This window comes from Pseudomonas sp. NPDC087615, from assembly GCF_044743445.1.
Taxonomy (GTDB): domain Bacteria; phylum Pseudomonadota; class Gammaproteobacteria; order Pseudomonadales; family Pseudomonadaceae; genus Aquipseudomonas; species Aquipseudomonas baetica_A.
In genome coordinates this window covers 20,718-39,668 of sequence record NZ_JBIUWM010000030.1, presented here as the reverse complement: position 1 = coordinate 39,668, position 18,951 = coordinate 20,718, and the positions used below count along the sequence as shown (strand labels likewise).

Genomic DNA, 18,951 nt, shown 5'->3' with positions numbered 1-18,951 from the left:
CCGCGTTATCGTTCTTCGCGAGCAAGCCAGCTCCCACAGGTTGAAATGCATTCCACGATTTGAAGTGCATACCCCTGTGGGAGCGGGCTTGCTCGCGAAAGCGTTCTGACAGGCGACAACCGGTTCTATAACTGATAACTGAAACTGATGCTGTACCGTGCCCGGCGGTTGAATGTGTCCAGCGCTTCGTCCGACATTGCCTTCGCCGCCTCCAACGAAATGTTGTAGTACTTGGCATCGCCGAACCTCAGCCCGACCGCCGCCGACGACAGATTGTTGGCCTGCACCGGGAGTTTATTGAACCAACTGCGCGAGCGATCGAGCACCACGTAGGGTTGCAGGATGCGCAGCCAATTGCCGTCGCGGTTGAAGCTGTAGTTGACCTCGTACGCCACCCCCCAGCCCTTGTCGCCGGACGCCTGATCGTCGGGGTAGCCGCGACCGAAATTCTGCCCGCCAAATACCGCGCGTTCGCTGTCGGGCAAGGTGTCGTCGCTCCAGTACAACGCAGCCGAGAGCACGCCTTGCCAGTTGTCGAGGAACTTGTCGCTTTGCACCCCGGACAGGCGCAGACGCAAGAAATTGAGGTCCAGCGCGCTGTTGTTGGTTTTCGCCCCCATGCTGTCCAGCCCTTGATACAGGCCGCCGCTGAGGATGCGCAGTTGCCGGGCATCGGCCTTGCGCCAGTCGCTTTCGAAGGCGAGGGCGCGGATGTCGGTGCGCTCCTCGACGCTCAGCGGGTAGCCGATCACTTTATAGCGGGTCTTGTCGTTGACCGCGTAGAGCCGCGAGCCGGCGGTCAGCAGTTCGTTGGACGCTGCAATCAGCGGCAGGGTGAAACCGATCGAGTAGCGATCATTCTCACGGTGCGGTTTGAGTTGCAGGCCATTGTCGAGCAACACGTTGGTGCCGGGGTCGGCACGGTAGCGGGAGGCGGACAGGGCGAGTTGCGTACCCTCGCTATCGAGGAACTGGTTGTAGTCCAGGCGATAGTAATGCTCGTGGTCGTCACCCGGTGGGAACAGGCCGCTGAGGGTCAGTTGTTCGCCCATGGACGTTTGCGAGTTGCTGCTGACGCCGAGCAGGGCTTGTGTGCCGTTGCGGTTGTCTTCGGTGGTGCTGAGTGTGCTGGTGAACGGTTTGCGGCTGGCCTGGGCGACCAGCGTCGTGGCGCCATCGGTGGTGCCGGGAGGCGGCACCTGGGCCTGAATGGTGACGCCGGGAATGCGCGTCATCAGCGTGGTGTAGCGCTCGAAAGTCTTGCGGGTCAGTGGCCGTTCGGCCTGGATTTTCGCCGCCAGTTTGTCGAGCAGGCCTTTGACCCGACCGACGTCGCCCTGCATTTGTATGTCGCGAACATAGCCTTCGACCAACACAACGCGCGCCACGCCGTCGTCGAAGTTCTGTTGTGGCAGGAACGCGTAGGACAGCAGGTAGCCGTCCTGCTGGTAGCGCCGGGTGATGTTGCGCGTGGCTTCGATCAGATCGGCGAGGCTGCTCTGGTGGCCGATCAGTGGTTTGTAGATGTCGGCCAATTCGTTGAGCGGATAGATCGTGCCGCCTTCGATCTGCACGGTCTTGAGATTGACTTTGGTCTGCATCATCAATGGCTGTGCGGCGGCTGCGCCGGGGTCAGGCACTTGCAGCGGCGTAGCCGTCGGACGATAGGCGTCTGCCGGTAGATTGGGGACGGGCAGGTTGCGAATGGTTTCGTTGCTATTGAGGAAGCTGGGGAGGGTGTCGGCGAGGGCGGCGGAACTGAGACTGAGGAACAGCAGGGATGCCATAAAGCGCATAGGACACTCCGTGGTCAGATCACAGCGCAGGGCTGATGTTCTCCTAAGAAAAAAGCGGAAGACTCGTAGGAATCTTCCGCCCTCAACCAAGAGTAGGCGCTGTATGTGCGGCCGTCGAATCGGCCAGGTGCAATTTAGTGTTTGTTACCACCCAGAGCGCCGGTCAGGCCACCCAGAACACCGCCCAGACCACCGGTGGTGCCGCCGCTGGCGGTGCCTCCGTTGACCAGACCGCCAGCGGCAGTGACGACACCGCCGACGTTGCTGACCAGGCCCCCCACAGCGGTGGTGACCGGGTTATTAGTGGCGGCAATCGCACCGCCGAGATTGCTCACTGCGCTGCCGGCTTGGCCGGTGAGGCTGGCCACAGGACTGCCCAGACCCGTGGCGGCGCCAACCTGTTGCGTCAGGCCGGTGACTGCGCTGGTGACCGGGTTGAGTGCACCGCCGACATTGTTGCCGAGCGCGGCCAACGGCGCGGTTGTGGAGGTGATCGGGCTACCCGAGCCACCGAGGACAGTGTTCAGCGAGGCGACAGCATTGCCCAGCCCGCCCGCCGTCACGCCACCGGCACTGACGGCGCCATTGGTGCTGCCGGCGTTCAAGCCTGTGCCCACGTTGACGACGGCGCCGCCGACCGTTTGCAGCAGGCCAGTACCGCCCAGGCCACCACCGAGACCGCCAAGGCCACCGCCCACGCCGCCACTGGAGCCGGTGCCGTTGGACACCAGGCCGCCAGCCTTGCCGGCGGCGGTGCCCGCGTTGCTCAAAGCGCCGCCGAGGGTGTTGGTCAGCGCATTGCCGTTGCCGGCGCCAGTCACCTTGTCGCCGACACCGTCAACGGTGCTGCCGACTTTCTGGACCACGCCTTTGAGTGGGTCACCCAGGCCTGTGGCATCGCCGATTTTGTCGGTGGTGCTTTCAACCATGGCGATCACCGGCACCAGGCTGCTGCCGAGTTTATTGGTCAGTTGGCTGGTCGGGCCGTTGCTGAGGGTCGTGTTGAGGGTATCGCCGAGCATGGTGACCTTCTGGCCGACACCGTCGAGCACCGGTGCGACTTTGGTGACCACGCCGCCGACCACTGGAACACTACTGGTTGCGGTTGCCAGTTTGCCGCTGAGGTCGGACACGCCGTCGCCGACATCCTGCACCACGCCACCGACCGAAGCCACGGTGGTGGTCAGGCCGTTAGGGTCGGTGGCCAGTTTGCCGATGCCGTTGGTGACGCCGTCACCCAAGGTCGTGACCACATTGCCGGCGGTTCTTGCCGCACTCTGCACGACGCCACCGACCACAGGAACGGTGCTCAAAGAGTCGCCAATCTGGCCGACGCCATCACCGAGGCCACTGACGGTTGTGCCGACATCCTGTACGAGGGTGGTGGTCACCAGTCGTGCGACGGGAGGATTGGTCGGGGTGGTCGGGTCGGTTGGGTCTGTCGGATTGGTAGGGTTGGTCGGATCGGTTCCGCCCGTGCCGCCAGTACCACCGGTTCCACCTGTGCCAGCGGTATCACCGCTGCCACCGCTGCCACCAGTCCCGCCAGTGCCGGCGGTTGAACTGTCTGGCGAAGAACTGCCGGAGCTGCTGTGATGGCCGCCACCGCCGCTGCTGCAGCCAGCGAGACCAAGGGAGAGGATCAATGCCAGAGCGATTGCTGATTTGCACCACACGTCTTGAGTTTTCATGATTGAGATTCCTTGCACCTGGTACAACGTTCGTTGTCTTCGATGGCTTGCCGGTCTGTCGCTGGCAATGCCTCGTCCGTGGTGCCAATCTCGATCCGGGCGCTGTTTCACGCCATTCTCTAGATGGTATTAACGCCTTTATATATAGGTTGTTCGCAGTGCCTAAGGACTAATACCCAAGCGATAAGCGCGCCAAAAAAAGCCTTGAAAATCAAGGCTCGGTGTTATTCGGGTCAGGGCAAAAGCCGGAAGAAAACTTAAGTTATATATATACAATTTACGGGTGTTCCCCGGCGCATGAGGTCACCCCATCGGCTGCCAGCGCCCAACCATATGCTCCAGATTCTGCGTGCCCACCAATTGCAATTCCCCGCTGGAGCCTGCGGCTGTGGCGAGTAGTGTCACCTCGCTGGGCAGTCGCACCGGTTTGCGAAAGTACACGGTGATTTCAAGGTTGGCCTTGGGCAAATAATCGGCCAGCGCCGCGAGCGTGCGCGCCTTGTTCCACAAACCATGGGCGATAGCGGTAGGGAAACCGAACAGCTTGGCGCTGGCCGCACTCAAGTGGATCGGGTTGTAGTCGCCCGAGACCTTGGCATATTGCCGGCCGATGTCTGCCGGGGCTTTCCACTTCGCCACCTCCACCAGCGATTGCGAAGGCTCCCAGTGCTGCTCCAGCGGTTCGCCATCGAGCTTAACGCCGCGACAGAGCATCTGGCTTTCGGCTTCCCACAACGGCCCGAGTTGATCATCCAGCGTGGTCAACACATCGAACGTCGCGCCTTTGGGATGCGGTTGCAGATTGTGCACCCGCACGCTGATTTGTGCGCGACTGATCCCGCCCATCGGCCGCAACACACGGATGCGGTTGCGCAAATGAATCAGCCCCAGCAGCGGGAACGGGAAGTCCTTGGCCGTGAGCAATTGCATCTGCAAGGCAAACGCGAGGACGTGTGGATAAGTCGGTGGCAACAGACCGTCGTCGGCAAAACCGCAGACCTTGCGGTAGGCGGCCAGCCGTTGGCCATCGACATCAACCCAGCAACGCAAGCCGCTGTCGGGTAATTGCGTGCCGGTGATCTTGCGTCGCGTCGCTGCCCGCGCATACAGCCCGGGAAGGCTCGGTTCACGGTCCAGTGTGTGCCATTCGATGCTCATGTCTAAGCCCCCAGAACACTTTGTCCACAGACCCGCAACGCCTGCCCGGTGAACGCGCCGGTACCCGGTTGCGCCAGCCACGCGACAGCCTCGGCGACGTCCTGCGGCAAGCCGCCCTGGCCCAGCGAGCTCATGCGGCGCCCGGCTTCACGCAGGCCAAACGGGATGTGTGCGGTCATCTGGGTTTCGATGAATCCCGGCGCCACGGCGTTGATGCTGATGCCGCGTTCCAGCAGCGTCGGCGCCCAGGCTTGCGCCAGACCGATCAATCCGGCCTTGCTTGCGGCGTAGTTGGTTTGCCCACGGTTGCCGGCAATTCCGCTGATAGAGGCGAGCAACACTACTCGCGCGTTGTCGTGCAGAGTGCTGCTGTCGAGCAAGGCTTTGGTTAGCACTTGTGGCGCGTTGAGGTTGACCGCCAGCACGGCATCCCAGAATTCGGGGGTCATGTTGGCCAACGTCTTGTCGCGGGTGATCCCGGCGTTGTGCACCAGAATGTCGAGGCCGTCCGGCAACTGTTCGATCAGTTGTGCGGCAGCGTCCTCGGCGCAGATGTCGAGGGTGATGCTGCGGCCGCCGATACGCGCGGCGAGGGCGTCGAGATCGGTCTTGGCCGGCGGCACGTCAAGCAGGATGACGTCCGCACCGTCGCGGGCCAGGGTTTCGGCGATGGAGGCGCCAATGCCTCGCGCAGCACCGGTCACCAAGGCTTTGCGTCCAGCCAGTGGCCGTGTCCAGTCGGTGACCGGTGTCGCACACGCGGTCAGGCGAATCACCTGCCCGGACACGAACGCACTTTTCGGCGAAAGGAAAAACCGCAGCGGACCTTCCAGTTGATCTTCGGCCCCTTCGCCAACATAGATCAGCTGCAGCGTGCCGCCGCTGCGCAGCTCTTTGGCCAGCGAGCGGGAAAACCCTTCGAGTGCCCGTTGGGCGCTGGCGGCGAACGGATCTTCCAGGGTTTCAGGCGCTTGGCCAAGAATCACCACATGGGCGCTGTGCTCAAGATTTTTCATCAACGGCTGGAAAAACTCGCGCAGTTGCTTGAGTTGGTCGGTGTGCTGCAAATGACTGGCGTCGAACACCACGGCTTTGATTTTCGGGCCATGGCCGGGAATCCACGCGGTGGCCATCGACGGTTCGGTGCCATAGCTGTAGATCGCATCGGTCAGGCGGTTGGCGAATGCATTGACGCGCTCAGTCAACGGCCCGCCCCCGATCAGCAGTGCACCGTCCACCGGCCGCAGGCGGCCGGCCTGCCAGCGCTCCAGCCGTACCGGCGACGGCAGGCCCAGAGCCCCGACCATACGATGGCCGATGGACGAGTTGGCGAAGTCGATATAGCGGTCAGACATGGAACGCTCTCCAAAAGTTGGGGTTCAAAGTGTGGACTACCCACGGCAATCAATCGTTCGATCCAGGCAATAAGGCCTACGCTAGAACAGCAGAGTAGACCACTGGCCTTGTGGGAGCTGGCGTGCCAGCGATGGCGGACTGTCTGCCACTGAAGGTGTTGGATATGCCGGCCCCATCGCTGGCACGCCAGCGCTCACAGGGTTTTATGCGAGCCTGGACATCTAAATAGGAGCTTTTCATGAGTCAGTTGCGCCGCGTCGCGATCATCGGCGGTAACCGTATCCCTTTCGCCCGTTCCAACGGCCCGTACGCCACGGCCAGCAATCAGGCGATGCTCACCGCTGCCCTCGAAGGCCTGATCGAGCGCTACAACCTGCACGGCCAGCGCATGGGCGAGGTGGTGGCAGGCGCGGTGCTTAAATTGTCACGGGATATGAACCTGACCCGCGAATGCGTACTCGGCTCACGTCTTTCGCCGGCTACGCCTGCCTATGACATCCAGCAAGCCTGCGGCACTGGCCTTGAGGCCGCGTTGCTGGTGGCCAACAAAATCGCCCTCGGCCAAATCGATTGCGGCATCGCTGGCGGTGTCGACACCACCTCGGATGCGCCGATCAGCGTCAGCGAAGGCCTGCGCAAAATCCTCCTGCAAGCCAATCGCGCGAAGACAACGGGCGACAAACTCAAGGCTTTCCTGCAACTGCGGCCCAACCATCTGATCCCGGAGTTTCCGCGCAATGGCGAACCGCGCACCGGCCTGTCGATGGGCCAACACTGCGAATTGATGGCGCAGACCTGGAACATTGCTCGCGAAGATCAGGATCAACTAGCGCTTGAAAGTCATCACAAGCTCGCCGCGTCCTACAGCGAAGGCTGGCACAACGACCTGATGACGCCGTTCCTTGGCCTGACTCGCGACAACAATCTGCGCCCGGACCTGACCCTGGAAAAACTCGCCTCGCTGAAACCGGCCTTCGAAAAAAGCGCCAAAGGCACGCTGACGGCGGGCAACTCCACACCGCTGACCGATGGAGCCTCTGTGGTCTTGCTGGGCAGTGAGGAATGGGCGAAGGAACGTGGTTTGCCAATCCTGGCCTACCTGCGCGATGGCGAGGCGGCGGCGGTGGATTTCGTCAACGGCGCCGAGGGCCTGTTGATGGCGCCGGTGTATGCGGTGCCACGGTTGCTGGCGCGTAACGGCCTGACCCTGCAGGATTTCGACTATTACGAGATTCATGAAGCGTTCGCCGCGCAGGTGTTGTGCACGCTAAAGGCCTGGGAAGATCCCGAGTACTGCAAAACCCGTTTGGGGCTCGATGCGCCGTTGGGCTCGATAGACCGCAGCCGTCTCAATGTGAAGGGCAGTTCGTTGGCGGCCGGGCACCCGTTTGCTGCGACAGGTGGGCGGATTGTCGCGAATTTGGCGAAGTTGCTGGACGCGGCTGGGAAGGGCCGGGGGCTGATTTCGATTTGTGCGGCGGGTGGACAAGGGGTTACGGCTATTATCGAGCGTTGACGCCCATTTCACTGTGGGAATGGCGTCATGTCAGATTCTGTCGCAAATGCCCTCAACGCCATTTGCCAACATTCATGACCGGCTCCGCTATGATTCGCAGCGGTCGATTTTCCGGCACAGTGTGTGCATCTTCAACGTTCACAGGTCGGCAACCCCTCCCCGAGATGCGAGGATTGCCGTATAACGAGTGACATTCGCGTGTTTGGTAATAAAGGACCCACAATAAAAGCTGATGAAGACTCCAAAACGCATTGAACCCCTGATCGAGGACGGTCTGGTCGACGAAGTGCTGCGCCCACTGATGAGTGGTAAAGAAGCAGCTGTTTATGTGGTGCGCTGTGGCAATCAGTTACGTTGCGCCAAGGTCTACAAGGAGGCGAACAAACGCAGTTTCCGCCAGGCGGCCGAGTATCAGGAAGGCCGCAAGGTGCGCAATAGCCGACAGGCTCGCGCCATGGCAAAAGGCTCCAAGTTCGGTCGCAAAGAGACCGAGGATGCCTGGCAGAACGCCGAGGTGGCGGCACTGTTCCGTCTGGCCGGTGCCGGGGTGCGAGTGCCCAAGCCGTACGATTTCCTGGATGGCGTACTGTTGATGGAACTGGTGGCCGACGAATTCGGCGAGGCCGCGCCGCGTCTGAATGACGTCGTGCTGGAGCCGGATCAGGCCCGCGAGTATCACGCGTTCCTGATTTCGCAGATCGTGCTGATGTTGTGTACCGGTCTGGTGCACGGTGACCTCTCCGAGTTCAACGTGCTGCTGACACCGACCGGCCCGGTCATCATCGACCTGCCGCAAGCGGTGGACGCGGCGGGCAACAACCACGCGTTCAGCATGCTCGAACGTGACGTTGGCAACATGGCTTCGTACTTCGGCCGTTTTGCGCCGGAGTTGAGGCAGACCAAGTACGCCAAGGAAATGTGGGCGCTGTACGAAGCTGGCATCTTGCACCCGGGCAGCGTGCTGACCGGCGAGTTCGACGATCCGGAGGATCTGGCCGATGTCGGCGGGGTGCTGCGTGAGATCGAAGCGGCGCGGCTGGACGAAGAGCGCAAGCAAGCGATTCGGGCGGCCGATGATGAGCCGAAGGGCAAGTCAGAGGAACCACCGCCACCACCGTGGATGCAATGATCGTTTAGAAAAACCGGCTTCGGCCGGTTTTTTGTGCCCGCCTCATTCCCGTCTACACCGAAGTTCCCCTGTGGGAGAGGGCTTGCTCGCGAAGGGGCCTTGTCAGTCGTCATCAATGTTGCCTGATACAACGCTTTCGCGAGCAAGCCCGCTCCCACAGGTTCTATGGTGTTCTTCCAATGTGTATGGGAATCTTGTTCGCCTGCGCGCACTCAAGGACTGAATGTGACCCCCCCTCGCAACGCCCACCTGATCATCACTGCCCGGCTGATCTCCGATTTCGGCGCCTTCCTCAACATGGTCGCGCTGGCCACATACGTCTACTTGCTGAGCAACAGCGCCATGAGCGTGGGGATCTTCCTCGCCAGTCGCGTCGGTGGCGGGATCTTTGCCAGTCTGATCGGCACGCGGTTTTACCGACGCTTCAGCGGGCGTGTACCGCTGATCGCGTTCGATCTGTTACGCGCCGCTGTGCTCGGTTTGCTGTTGATCGTGCCGGTCGCTCAGCAAGCGTTGCTGTTGCCGTTCATTGCGTTCGGGCTGGGCCTGGGCAATTCGATGTTCGCCATCGGCCTCAACAGCCAGTTGCCGCGTTTGATTCCTGAGGCGCAGTTAATCAAGACCAATGCCTGGATCACCTCGACCTCGTCGGCGGCGATGGTCGGCGGCAGTCTGGTCTCAGGGTTATTGGTGGCAGGGTTTGGCTTCGAAACAGTGTTCGCCCTGAATGCGCTGACCTACTTGCTGGCGGCTTTGTTGATTGTGCCGCTGCGTTTCGCCCCATCGACCGTCACCGAAGCGCCTGAACGCGGCGAATGGTCAGCCCTCAAGCAAGGTCTGCGCAGTGCCCCGGTGATTGCCGCGATGCTCGCCGTGACGATGGCCGACACCTTGGGCAGCGCCGCGCACAACGTCGGTTTCCCGATCATTTCCAAACTGCTGTCGCCCGATTCGGCCAGCACAACCCTGGGCTTGATGCTCGCGGTGTGGGCCAGCGGCAAGCTGCTCGGCGCACGGATCGCCAGTCGCCTCAAAGGCTCGGACAACAGCCATCTGGAGCGGCGGTTTTTCTTTGGCGTGGCGCTGATGTCCTGCGGCTTCATCCTGATGTTCCAGCAACACAGCCTTTTGGGATTGTTGCTGTTTTCATTGCCGGCGGGATTGGGCGACGGCTTTTCCGAGGTCGGTCTGCTGTCGCGTCTGCAACGTGAGCCCGAACACCTGCGCCTGCCGATCTTCAGCTTTCTGACCCTGCTGCAAATGACCGGGTTCGGCGTGGGTATGCTGATCGCCGCCCCGTTCTATGGGTGGTGGACGCCGGGTGCTGTGGTCATGCTGTTTCACGGCATTCCCTTGGGCACGTTGCTGGCGGTGAAAGGGCTGGCGATCAGACGCGAACGGGTTGCGCGCAGCAGCCCGACGCCAGTTCCTTGAGGATCGGGCAATCGGGGCGATGGTCACCGTGGCAGTGCTCGACCAGATCCTGCAGGGTGTCGCGCAACTGGCCAAGCTCGCGGATCTTGTGGTTCAACTCGTCGATGTGCTGACGGGCCAACGCCTTCACATCGGCACTGGCCCGTTGGCGATCCTGCCAGAGGGTCAGCAGTTTGCCGACCTCTTCCAGTGAAAAGCCCAGGTCCCGCGAGCGCTTGATGAACGCCAGCGTGTGCAGATCATCGTCGCCGTAAATCCGATAGCCGCTGTCGGTGCGATGGGCCGCTTTGAGCAAACCGATCGACTCGTAATAGCGGATCATTTTCGCGCTCAGGCCACTGTGCTTGGCTGCTTGGCCGATGTTCATCGGTGCTCCTCCAGATCCTTGGGCTTCCAGGTTTTCAACAGTAGCGCATTGCTCACCACGCTGACGCTCGACAGCGCCATCGCCGCGCCGGCCAACACCGGGTTGAGGAAGCCGAACGCTGCCAACGGAATGCCGACCAGGTTGTAGACGAAGGCCCAGAACAGGTTCTGGCGGATCTTCGCGTAGGTCTTGCGGCTGATGTCCAGCGCCGCCGGCACCAGCCGTGGATCGCCGCGCATCAGGGTGATGCCCGCCGCATGCATGGCCACGTCGGTGCCGCCTCCCATGGCGATGCCGATGTCGGCGGCGGCGAGAGCCGGGGCGTCATTGATGCCATCGCCGACCATGGCGACGACGCCGGTTTTCTTCAGTTCGGTGACGGTGGCGGCTTTGTCGGCTGGCAGTACCTCGGCGTGTACGTTTTCAATGCCCAAGGCCTCGGCCACCACGCGGGCGCTGCCACGGTTGTCGCCGGTCAGCAGATGACTGTGGATGCCTCGTGCGGCCAGTTGTTGCACAGCTTCCAGTGCCCCGGGTTTCAACGTGTCACCGAAGGCGAACAACCCGAGAATACGCGGCTCGGGGCTTTGTTCAATCAGCCACGACAGGGTGCGGCCTTCGGCTTCCCAGGCTTTGGCGGATTCGCCCAGAGTCCCGGCGTTTAAACCGTTGTCTTCGAGCATCCGCCGATTGCCCAGCGCCAGACGCCGACCTTCGAAAGTGCCGGCAATACCGCGACCGGTCAGCGACTGGCTGTCGCTGACGTCGGGTACCGTCAGATCACGTTCGGCAGCGGCGTCCAGCACCGCTTTGGCCAGTGGATGCTCACTGCCGCGTTGCAGGGCGCCGGCCAGTTTCAGCAGATTGTTTTGATCACCATCGACCGCGTTGAAATGCGCGATGCGTGGCGTGCCAGAGGTCAGTGTGCCGGTCTTGTCGAACACCACGCTGCTGACTTCATGGGCGCGTTCCAAGGCTTCGGCGTCCTTGATCAGGATGCCGTGACGCGCTGCCACGCCGGTGCCGGCCATGATGGCGGTGGGCGTGGCGAGGCCCAAGGCGCAGGGGCAAGCGATGACCAATACGGCGACCGCGTTGATCAGTGCGGTTTCCATCGGCGCGCCGTACAGCCACCAGCCAATCAGCGTCGCCAGGGCCAGGACCAACACGGTTGGCACAAACACTTGGCTGACTTTATCCACCAGTTTCTGGATCGGTGCTTTCGCCGCCTGAGCGTCTTCCACCAGACGAATGATCCGCGCCAGTACGCTTTCGGCGCCAAGGGCGGTGGTGCGCACCTGCAACCGGCCTTCACCGTTGATCGCGCCACCGGTGACCTTGTCGCCGGGTTGTTTCGGTACCGGTAGGCTCTCACCACTGATCAGGGCTTCGTCGGCGTGGCTCTGGCCCTCCAGCACTTCACCGTCGACCGGGAAGCGCTCGCCGGGTTTGACCAGAACCACGTCGTTCAGATGCAGGGCGCTGATGGCGACGTCCTGTTCGCGACCGTCGATCAATTGAATCGCCCGTTCCGGACGCAAGGCTTCGAGCGCGCGGATGGCGCTGGCGGTCTGGCGTTTGGCGCGGCTTTCCAGGTATTTGCCGAGCAACACCAGGGCGATGACCACCGCCGATGCTTCGAAGTACAGGTGCGGCATGCGCCCGGCAGCGGTGGCCCACTCGTAAAGGCTCAAGCCATAACCGGCACTGGTGCCGAGGGCGACAAGCAAGTCCATGTTGCCGGCGCCGGCGCGGACGGCTTTCCACGCCGCGACATAGAAGCGGGCGCCGAAAATGAATTGCATCGGAGTAGCGAGAGCGAATTGCGCCCAGGCCGGCAGCATCCAATGAATGCCGAACGGTTGCAGCAGCATCGGCGCCACCAGTGGCAGGGCGAGAGCGATCGCACAGATCAGCGCCCAGCGTTCGTGTTGCAGGTGTTGATGCTGTTTGTCGGTTGGCGGGTGTTCGGCTTGCCAGACGCTGGCCGAATAACCAGCCTTGCTCACCGCGTCGAGCAGGGTTTGCTCATCGACCTGCCCAAGCAGCTCAAGGTGGGCGCGTTCGTTGGCGAGGTTGACGCTGACGCTTTTCACCCCGGGAACTTTGTTCAGGGCGCGTTCGACGCGACCCACGCAGGACGCGCAGGTCATGCCGTCGATGCTCAGTTCGAGTGTCTGCTGCGGCACGCTATAGCCGGCGCGCGCTATCGCGTCCATCAAGGCAGGCAGACTGTCGCCGGGGGCCTGGACGCGGGCCTGCTCGGTGGCGAGATTGACACTGACGGCACTGGCGCCGCTGACTTTGCTCAATGCCCGCTCGACACGTCCGGCGCAACTGGCGCAGGTCATGCCGGCAATCGGCAGATCGAAAGTGATGGATTCGGACATCGGTCGTACTCCCTGTAGAAGATGCCTACAAGGATCAACCTTGCCATGCGGGCAAGGTCAAGCGCCAATCGGTACGATGTCGCAGGGCAAAAAAAAGCGAGGGGGCTGGCTCGCGAAGGGGCGTTACATTCAAGGTCTTTGTTGAATGACACATCGCTTTCGCGAGCCAGCCCGCCCCCACATTTTGGACGGGCTTAATATTCGAGGGCGGCGGGCCGCAGGTACAAGCCTTTGGCGGATGAGGCGATACGGTACTTCACCACATCGCCAGCCTTGAGCGAGATCTCCTGCGCCGGTGGTGCCAGCATGCCGGGCTGACAACCCGATACTTGACCTGGCTCCAGTTTCAGACGAATCGAAAAAGTACCATGGGGCAGGTTGAACGAGGTGGACTGCTCTTGAAGCAGTCGCCCTGCAAACTGATCCTGGATGTACACGCCAATCTCGCAAGACGTCGGCACTTCCAGGCGCTCGCGCGAAATGATCAGAACGGCGTAGTCCTCTCCGGTCGCGTTGGCCTGAGGCAGGAAGGCGAAGAGGCTGAGCAAGCCAAACAGGCTGAAAGCTGACCAGCGCATGGCTGAATCTCCTGAATTTATGTCATTGATGCTCGCAGCTTGGCCGAGCGCGGCGCCGATTGCCAGCCCGGCAGTTTATTCAAGAACTTGACCTTGCCACCGTGGCAAGCTCAAAACTGCTGGCAACCTCACTCAAAGGAGTCATCCCATGCAAGTATTCAACGTTCAAGGCATGTCCTGCGGCCATTGCGTCAAAGCGATCACCAACGCGGTGCAAGCCAAGGATCCGGCGGCTGTTGTGCAGGTTGATCTGGCAGCCAAAGAGGTCGGTGTCGACAGTGTAATGACGGCCGATCAGGTGATCGCCGCGATCAGCGAGGAAGGTTACGCCATCAAACTCGTCTGATTTTTAATAGTTAGCGAGCTATCGGAATGTTCAAGGCGTCCGGGCGCGGCTAGACTGTCGGGCTGCCGACTTGCCAACCTGGATGCCTGATGAACTTCCGTACCATTCTGATTCTCGGTGCCTTGACCGCCTTCGGTCCCTTGGCGATCGACTTTTATTTACCTGCGTTTCCCTCCATGGCCCTGGCGTTCGCCACCGATGAAAAACACGTCCAGATGACGCTGGCCGCGTACTTCCTCGGTCTGTCGATTGGCCAACTGGCGTACGGCCCGGTAGCGGATCGCTTCGGTCGACGGGTTCCGTTACTTATTGGTCTGGCGCTGTTCACGCTGGCATCCCTGGCCTGCGCTTATGCGCCAAATCTGGAATGGCTGATCGGCGCACGCTTCGTGCAGGCGCTGGGTGGCTGTGCGGGGATGGTGATTTCTCGGGCGGTGGTCAGCGACAAATGCGACGCGGTGGGTTCGGCGAAGGTCTTTTCGCAGCTGATGCTGGTGATGGGCCTGGCACCGATCCTGGCGCCGATGCTCGGCGGCCTGCTGGTCAACACCACGGGTTGGCAGTCGATCTTTCTGGTGCTGACCGTTTTCAGTGCATTGGCTGGATTGGCGGTGGCCCTCGGTCTGCCGGAAAGTATGCCCGCGCATATACCGCGCCAACCGTTGTCCGGTGCCTTGCGCCAGTATGGACGCCTCTTGAAGGATCCGATTTATATCGGCCATGCCCTGACCGGCGGCATCGCCATCGCCGGGATGTTTGCCTACATTGCTGGCTCACCGTTCATCTTTATCAAACTGTATGGCGTGCCGGCGGAGCATTTCGGCTGGCTGTTCGGCACCAACGCGGCGGGGTTCATTCTGGTGGCGCAAATCAATGCGCGGCTATTGGCCAAGCGAGGCCCGGCGTTTCTGCTGTCGCGCGCGGTCTGGGTTTATCTGGCTGCCGGTCTGACTTTGCTAGCGGTCGCTGCCTTGCACACCGAGGCACTGTGGCCGCTGCTGATCCCTTTGTTCATCTGTGTTGCCAGCCTTGGTTGCATCAGTCCCAATGCCGCAGCCTGTGCGATGAATGGGCAGGGTGGACGCGCCGGAAGTGCGTCGGCGTTGCTCGGTTGCATGCAGTTCAGCGTCGCCGCCGGGGCTTCGGCGCTGGTGGGCGTGTTGCACGATGGCTCCGCCGTGCCGATGGCGATGGTCATCAGCCTGTGCGGTTTGTTGGTGGTGAGCGTCGCGATGCTCACCCGGCGTCTGCACAATGCCCGAGCGCTGGCGCAAGCCCGGGCCGAGGCATAAGAAAACCTCAGCCGGCAGCGCGTTGCTGGCTGAGGTCGGGGATCTGATGGGGCGCGCAAATTCGCGCTTCGAGGGTGCGGGTGAAGGCGAGGGCTTCGGCTTCACTGCGGAATGTCACGGCGTGCTGATCCAGGCGAACCTGCCATTGAGACTTTGCCACTTCTTTTATCAGGATCTTCATTACTGACCTCCCTTGCGTAAAAGATGTATCGCAGAGGCGTCGATTGTAGACCTGAATACGATCGCAATTGTGACAAGGATCAACTGTCAGACTGACGGCAAAAAAAACCTCGCAGTCCCCGCCAGCCCATTATTGGCGCTGCCGAAGACTGCGATTTTTTGATGTTTAGAAACCTTCTAAAACAATTTTCCCCTTGGCTTTGCCGCTTTCCAGCAATTCATGCGCCCGGCGCAGATTCGCCGCATTGATGCTGCCAAAGTGCTCGCCGACCGTTGTCTTCAATGTTCCGGCATCAATCAGCTCGGCCACGCGGTTGAGCAGGTTGTGCTGTTCGATCATGTCCGGCGTCTCGAACAGCGAGCGGGTGTACATGAACTCCCAGTGCAGCGACAGGCTCTTGCGCTTGAGCTTGGTGACGTCCAGCGACTTCGGATCGTCGATCAGCGCCAGTTTGCCTTGCGGCGCCAGGGCTTCGATCAGTTGATCAAGATGTTGCTCGGTCTGGGTCAGGCTGGCGACGTGGGTCACTTGGTTGACCCCGGCACGCTTGAGCGCTTCGCTCAGCGGCTGGCTGTGATTGATCACCAGGTCCGCGCCCAACTCGCTGACCCAATCGCGGGTTTGCTCGCGGGAGGCGGTGCCGATCACGTTCAGGCCGGTCAGTTGCTTGGCCAGTTGCGTGAGGATCGAGCCCACGCCGCCCGCCGCGCCGACGATCAGCAGGCTCTGGCCTTCGGCGGTTTTACCTTCGCGAATGTTCAGGCGTTCGAAGAGCAACTCCCACGCGGTGATCGCGGTCAGGGGCAGGGCGGCGGCTTCAGCGAAACCCAGGGATTTGGGCATGTGCCCGACAATTCGTTCATCCACAACGTGCCGTTCGCTGTTGCCACCCGCGCGGGCGATGGAGCCGGCGTAGAAGACGTTGTCGCCAGCCTTGAACAGCGTCACCTCGCTGCCCACAGCCTTGACCACACCGGCCACGTCCCAGCCCAGCACTTTCGCCGCACCGCCTTCAGGGGCGACGTTCTGGCGGATTTTGGTATCCACGGGATTGACCGAGATGGCTTTGACCTCCACCAGCAAATCTCGCGGGCCAGCCACTGGTTCCGGCAGCTCGATGTCTTGCAGGGATTTTGCGTCGCTGATCGGCAGGGAGGCGTAATAAGCAATGGCTTTCATGAGGGGCTCCGTCAAGGTAATAAAAGAAAGGTTCAGGCGATGCTGCCCAGACGTTTGAGTTCGAAGTGTTCGATGCACTGGCCGGCAGTGGCCTGGAAATTCTGAAAGTGTGCGCTGGCGTTGTGCGCTTGCAAGATGGCTTCGCTTGCCCAGTGTTCGATCACGTAGAACACCTGCGGGTCGGTCAGATCGCGATGCAAGTCATACTGACTGCAACCGTCCTCGGCACGGCTTGGCTCTACCAGTGCGCGCAACGCCTGCTCAAGGGTGTCCTGTTGGCCGGGTTTGGCGGTCAGGGTGGCAATAGCGGTGAATGGCTGGGACATGCTCGGCTCCATAGAAGCGGGATGAATTCGATGGCGCAGATGATTGGCTATTTCTCTGCAAGATAAAACCGGCTAAAAGAGCAGGCTCTTTCAATATTTTTTTGATAATCGAGGCAGAACATGCTGCGTTTCGATGACTTGCAGTTGTTTGTTCGGGCGGCGGATCTGGGCAGCCTGTCAGCGGCGGCGCGGGTGATGGACATGTCCGCCGCGGTGGCCAGTGCGGCGTTGAAGCGAATCGAGCAGCAACTCGGCGCACGGTTGCTGGCGCGCTCCACGCGTAGTCTTCGCCTGACCGCCGAGGGTGAAGGCTTTCTCGAATACGCCCGGGCCGCGCTGAGCAACCTAGATGAGGGCCGACGTCTGTTGGCCAGCGGGCAGGAGCAGGTCAGAGGGGTCTTGCAGTTGTCGGCGCCTTCGGATTTCGGGCGCAACCTGTTGTTGCCCTGGCTCGACGAGTTCCAGCGTGAACATCCGAAACTGACCGTACGCCTGTTGCTCGGCGACCGCATCGCTGACCTGTTTCGCCAGCCGGTGGACATCGCCCTGCGTTATGGCGAGCCGGAAGACTCCAGCCTGATCGCCTTGCCCATCGCCCCGCATAACCGCCGCGTGCTTTGCGCATCCCCGGCCTATCTGGCGCGGCACGGCGAACCGCGCCAACTCGAACAACTGGCTCAGCACAATTGCCTGTTGTACATGCTCGGCAGCCGGGTGCATGACCACTGGAGTTTTCACGACGGCAAGCGCGAAGTCGGCTTGACCGTCAGTGGCGATCGTTTCAGTGACGACGCCGACGTCGTGCGGTTGTGGGCGGTGGCCGGCGCGGGCATTGCCTACAAATCCTGGCTGGACGTGGGCGCCGATGTCCTCGCCGGGCGCCTCAAAGTGCTGTTGCCGGAGCTGCTTTGTGAGCGCGCTCCGCTGAATCTTTTGTGCGCACATCGCGCACAATTGAGTAAGCCGGTGAACCTTCTGAGGGAAATGCTCGCCAGCCGATGCGCTGATTTGAGTAGTCAATTTCCCGTTTTCCAGAAACTTGATCATTAGTCGCAGGTAAATAGAGAAATTTCTGTCAGGAACAATCACCACACGTGCAGGCCGCGACGCGGGACGGGGCGTGCATCCCGCTTATACTAGCGCCCGCCTCATGCCAGTACCGAAACCCGGCCCGGACGACGTCACATCCAGCAGTCCCTGTTCAATTCAGGGCTGTGCAAGGGTGGCGGGTTCTATGCCGGAACATGTTGTGTCAATGGCCTGCCTTGTCCCGGCTCAGGGCGTTTTTCACGTCTTGGCCGCCGACCCATTACTGGTCAAGATGTCTCCGAGCAGTAGACGATACGATTCCACAGGGAGTGAATACATGGAACATGCACCTTGCATCAGCCAGATCGCCACGTTGCTGGCCGACCCCAAGCGCAGCGCGATGATGTGGGCGCTGATGGACGGCTCGGCCCGGCAGACCGAGGAGCTAGCGCTACTGGCAGGGCTGTCGCCGTCATCGGCCAGCGCGCATCTGGCACGCTTGTCCACCGGCGGTCTGTTGAAGGTTGAAGTTCGTGGTCGCAAGCGGTTTTTCCGCCTTTCGGCACCGGAGGTAGGGGCGGCGATAGAAGCGCTGGCCAGCGCCACCATTGCCAGTGCTCCGCGGGAAATCGCCGAAGTGTTCAAGCGCGCCACGCCCATGACCAAACCTCAGACGGCACCCTCTTCGCTATTGCGCGCACGTTTTTGTGATGACCATTTGGGCGGCACGCTGGCTGCCGATCTGTACCAGCGACTGCTCGACGCCGGCTGGATCGAACAGCTTGAACAACGCGTGGTGGTGACCCATAAAGGCGCGAAACAGTTGGCCAGTCGCGGCGTGTTCATCCAGGCGCTGGCCCATCGCAACGTGCAGGTGGCTTGCGCTTGTCCGGACTGGAGCGAGCGTCGTCCGCACATGGGAGGTTCACTCGGTGCGGCATTGCTGCAGTTGTTCATGCAGTCCGGTTGGCTGACATTGCCCAATGACTCAAGGGCCCTGCAACTGACGGACACCGGCCAGCGGGAATTGCATCGATTTGCCAAGGAAACCGAGCTGGAGATGGCGTGATAGAGCATTCGAGGTCGACGTCAGGCGTGTCGACGTCGTCTACGACTGCGAGCAGGTCGCATCCAGTACGGCCTCTGTATCACCATCGCGCACACTCAATCCGGGGAAATTTCG

17 protein-coding genes are annotated in these 18,951 nt (G+C 61.4%); 7 read left to right on the top strand and 10 right to left on the bottom strand.

The genetic code is table 11. The features are described from left to right. Positions 1-125: 125 nt before the first annotated feature. The 4 genes from ACIOU6_RS16325 to ACIOU6_RS16310 form a co-directional block, all read right to left on the bottom strand. A complete protein-coding gene (locus ACIOU6_RS16325) occupies positions 126-1,796 on the bottom strand; it encodes a ShlB/FhaC/HecB family hemolysin secretion/activation protein (protein ID WP_221734190.1) in 1,671 nt (556 codons plus the stop codon). Between the two features lie 134 nt (positions 1,797-1,930). Beyond that, complete coding sequence (locus ACIOU6_RS16320; RefSeq protein WP_401137884.1) at positions 1,931-3,487, bottom strand: collagen-like triple helix repeat-containing protein; 1,557 nt, start codon at positions 3,485-3,487, stop codon at positions 1,931-1,933. A gap of 303 nt (positions 3,488-3,790) precedes the next feature. After that, positions 3,791-4,645: a MaoC family dehydratase gene (locus tag ACIOU6_RS16315; protein WP_401137882.1), complete on the bottom strand. Its 855-nt coding sequence runs from the start codon at positions 4,643-4,645 to the stop codon at positions 3,791-3,793. A gap of 2 nt (positions 4,646-4,647) precedes the next feature. Then, positions 4,648-6,000, bottom strand: coding sequence for a 3-oxoacyl-ACP reductase (locus ACIOU6_RS16310; protein ID WP_401137879.1), 1,353 nt, complete (start codon positions 5,998-6,000; stop codon positions 4,648-4,650). 239 nt (positions 6,001-6,239) lie between these two features. On the opposite strand from ACIOU6_RS16310, the gene ACIOU6_RS16305 reads away from it, so the two are divergent. The 3 genes from ACIOU6_RS16305 (at position 6,240) to ACIOU6_RS16295 (ending at position 10,080) form a co-directional block, all read left to right on the top strand. After that, positions 6,240-7,517 (top strand): acetyl-CoA C-acetyltransferase, encoded by a 1,278-nt coding sequence (locus ACIOU6_RS16305; protein WP_401137877.1) that lies wholly within the window; start codon positions 6,240-6,242, stop codon positions 7,515-7,517. 232 nt (positions 7,518-7,749) lie between these two features. Further along, complete coding sequence (locus ACIOU6_RS16300) at positions 7,750-8,646, top strand: PA4780 family RIO1-like protein kinase (RefSeq protein ID WP_401137874.1); 897 nt, start codon at positions 7,750-7,752, stop codon at positions 8,644-8,646. 225 nt (positions 8,647-8,871) lie between these two features. Continuing rightward, positions 8,872-10,080, top strand: a complete 1,209-nt coding sequence (locus ACIOU6_RS16295; protein WP_401137871.1) for an MFS transporter — start codon at positions 8,872-8,874, stop codon at positions 10,078-10,080. On the opposite strand, the gene cueR is transcribed toward ACIOU6_RS16295, so the two are convergent. The 3 genes from cueR to ACIOU6_RS16280 all read right to left on the bottom strand — a co-directional run bounded on the left by cueR (position 10,034) and on the right by ACIOU6_RS16280 (position 13,415). Next, a complete protein-coding gene (cueR, locus tag ACIOU6_RS16290; RefSeq protein WP_221734183.1) occupies positions 10,034-10,447 on the bottom strand; it encodes a Cu(I)-responsive transcriptional regulator in 414 nt (137 codons plus the stop codon). The two genes, ACIOU6_RS16295 and cueR, sit on opposite strands and share 47 nt — an antisense overlap. Continuing rightward, positions 10,444-12,837 carry a heavy metal translocating P-type ATPase gene (locus ACIOU6_RS16285; protein ID WP_401137868.1) on the bottom strand — a complete coding sequence of 798 codons (2,394 nt, stop codon included), beginning with the start codon at positions 12,835-12,837 and terminating at the stop codon, positions 10,444-10,446. The genes cueR and ACIOU6_RS16285 overlap by 4 nt, the downstream gene beginning before the upstream one ends. 194 nt (positions 12,838-13,031) lie before the next feature. After that, on the bottom strand, positions 13,032-13,415 hold the full coding sequence (locus tag ACIOU6_RS16280) for a hypothetical protein (RefSeq protein WP_221734181.1): 384 nt from the start codon (positions 13,413-13,415) through the stop codon (positions 13,032-13,034). A 148-nt stretch (positions 13,416-13,563) separates the two neighbouring features. Between ACIOU6_RS16280 and ACIOU6_RS16275 the strand changes: the two genes are divergently transcribed. After that, the gene (locus ACIOU6_RS16275) at positions 13,564-13,761 is read left to right on the top strand and encodes a cation transporter (protein ID WP_221734180.1); all 198 of its coding nucleotides are present in this window, start codon (positions 13,564-13,566) and stop codon (positions 13,759-13,761) included. 89 nt (positions 13,762-13,850) lie between these two features. Continuing rightward, on the top strand, positions 13,851-15,053 hold the full coding sequence (locus ACIOU6_RS16270) for a multidrug effflux MFS transporter (RefSeq protein WP_401137864.1): 1,203 nt from the start codon (positions 13,851-13,853) through the stop codon (positions 15,051-15,053). A gap of 7 nt (positions 15,054-15,060) precedes the next feature. Here the strand turns inward: ACIOU6_RS16270 and ACIOU6_RS16265 are convergent, their stop codons facing one another. The 3 genes from ACIOU6_RS16265 to ACIOU6_RS16255 form a co-directional block, all read right to left on the bottom strand. Continuing rightward, entirely contained in the window at positions 15,061-15,234 is a 174-nt protein-coding gene (locus ACIOU6_RS16265) for a hypothetical protein (RefSeq protein WP_221734178.1), read from the bottom strand. Between the two features lie 165 nt (positions 15,235-15,399). After that, positions 15,400-16,413 (bottom strand): zinc-binding alcohol dehydrogenase family protein, encoded by a 1,014-nt coding sequence (locus tag ACIOU6_RS16260; RefSeq protein WP_401137861.1) that lies wholly within the window; start codon positions 16,411-16,413, stop codon positions 15,400-15,402. Positions 16,414-16,445: 32 nt separating this feature from the next. Then, positions 16,446-16,739, bottom strand: coding sequence for a putative quinol monooxygenase (locus tag ACIOU6_RS16255; protein ID WP_339431888.1), 294 nt, complete (start codon positions 16,737-16,739; stop codon positions 16,446-16,448). A gap of 120 nt (positions 16,740-16,859) precedes the next feature. Between ACIOU6_RS16255 and ACIOU6_RS16250 the strand changes: the two genes are divergently transcribed. Next, on the top strand, positions 16,860-17,789 hold the full coding sequence (locus ACIOU6_RS16250; RefSeq protein WP_401137857.1) for a LysR family transcriptional regulator: 930 nt from the start codon (positions 16,860-16,862) through the stop codon (positions 17,787-17,789). Between the two features lie 316 nt (positions 17,790-18,105). After that, entirely contained in the window at positions 18,106-18,837 is a 732-nt protein-coding gene (locus ACIOU6_RS16245; RefSeq protein ID WP_221734174.1) for a helix-turn-helix transcriptional regulator, read from the top strand. Positions 18,838-18,951 lie beyond the last annotated feature (114 nt).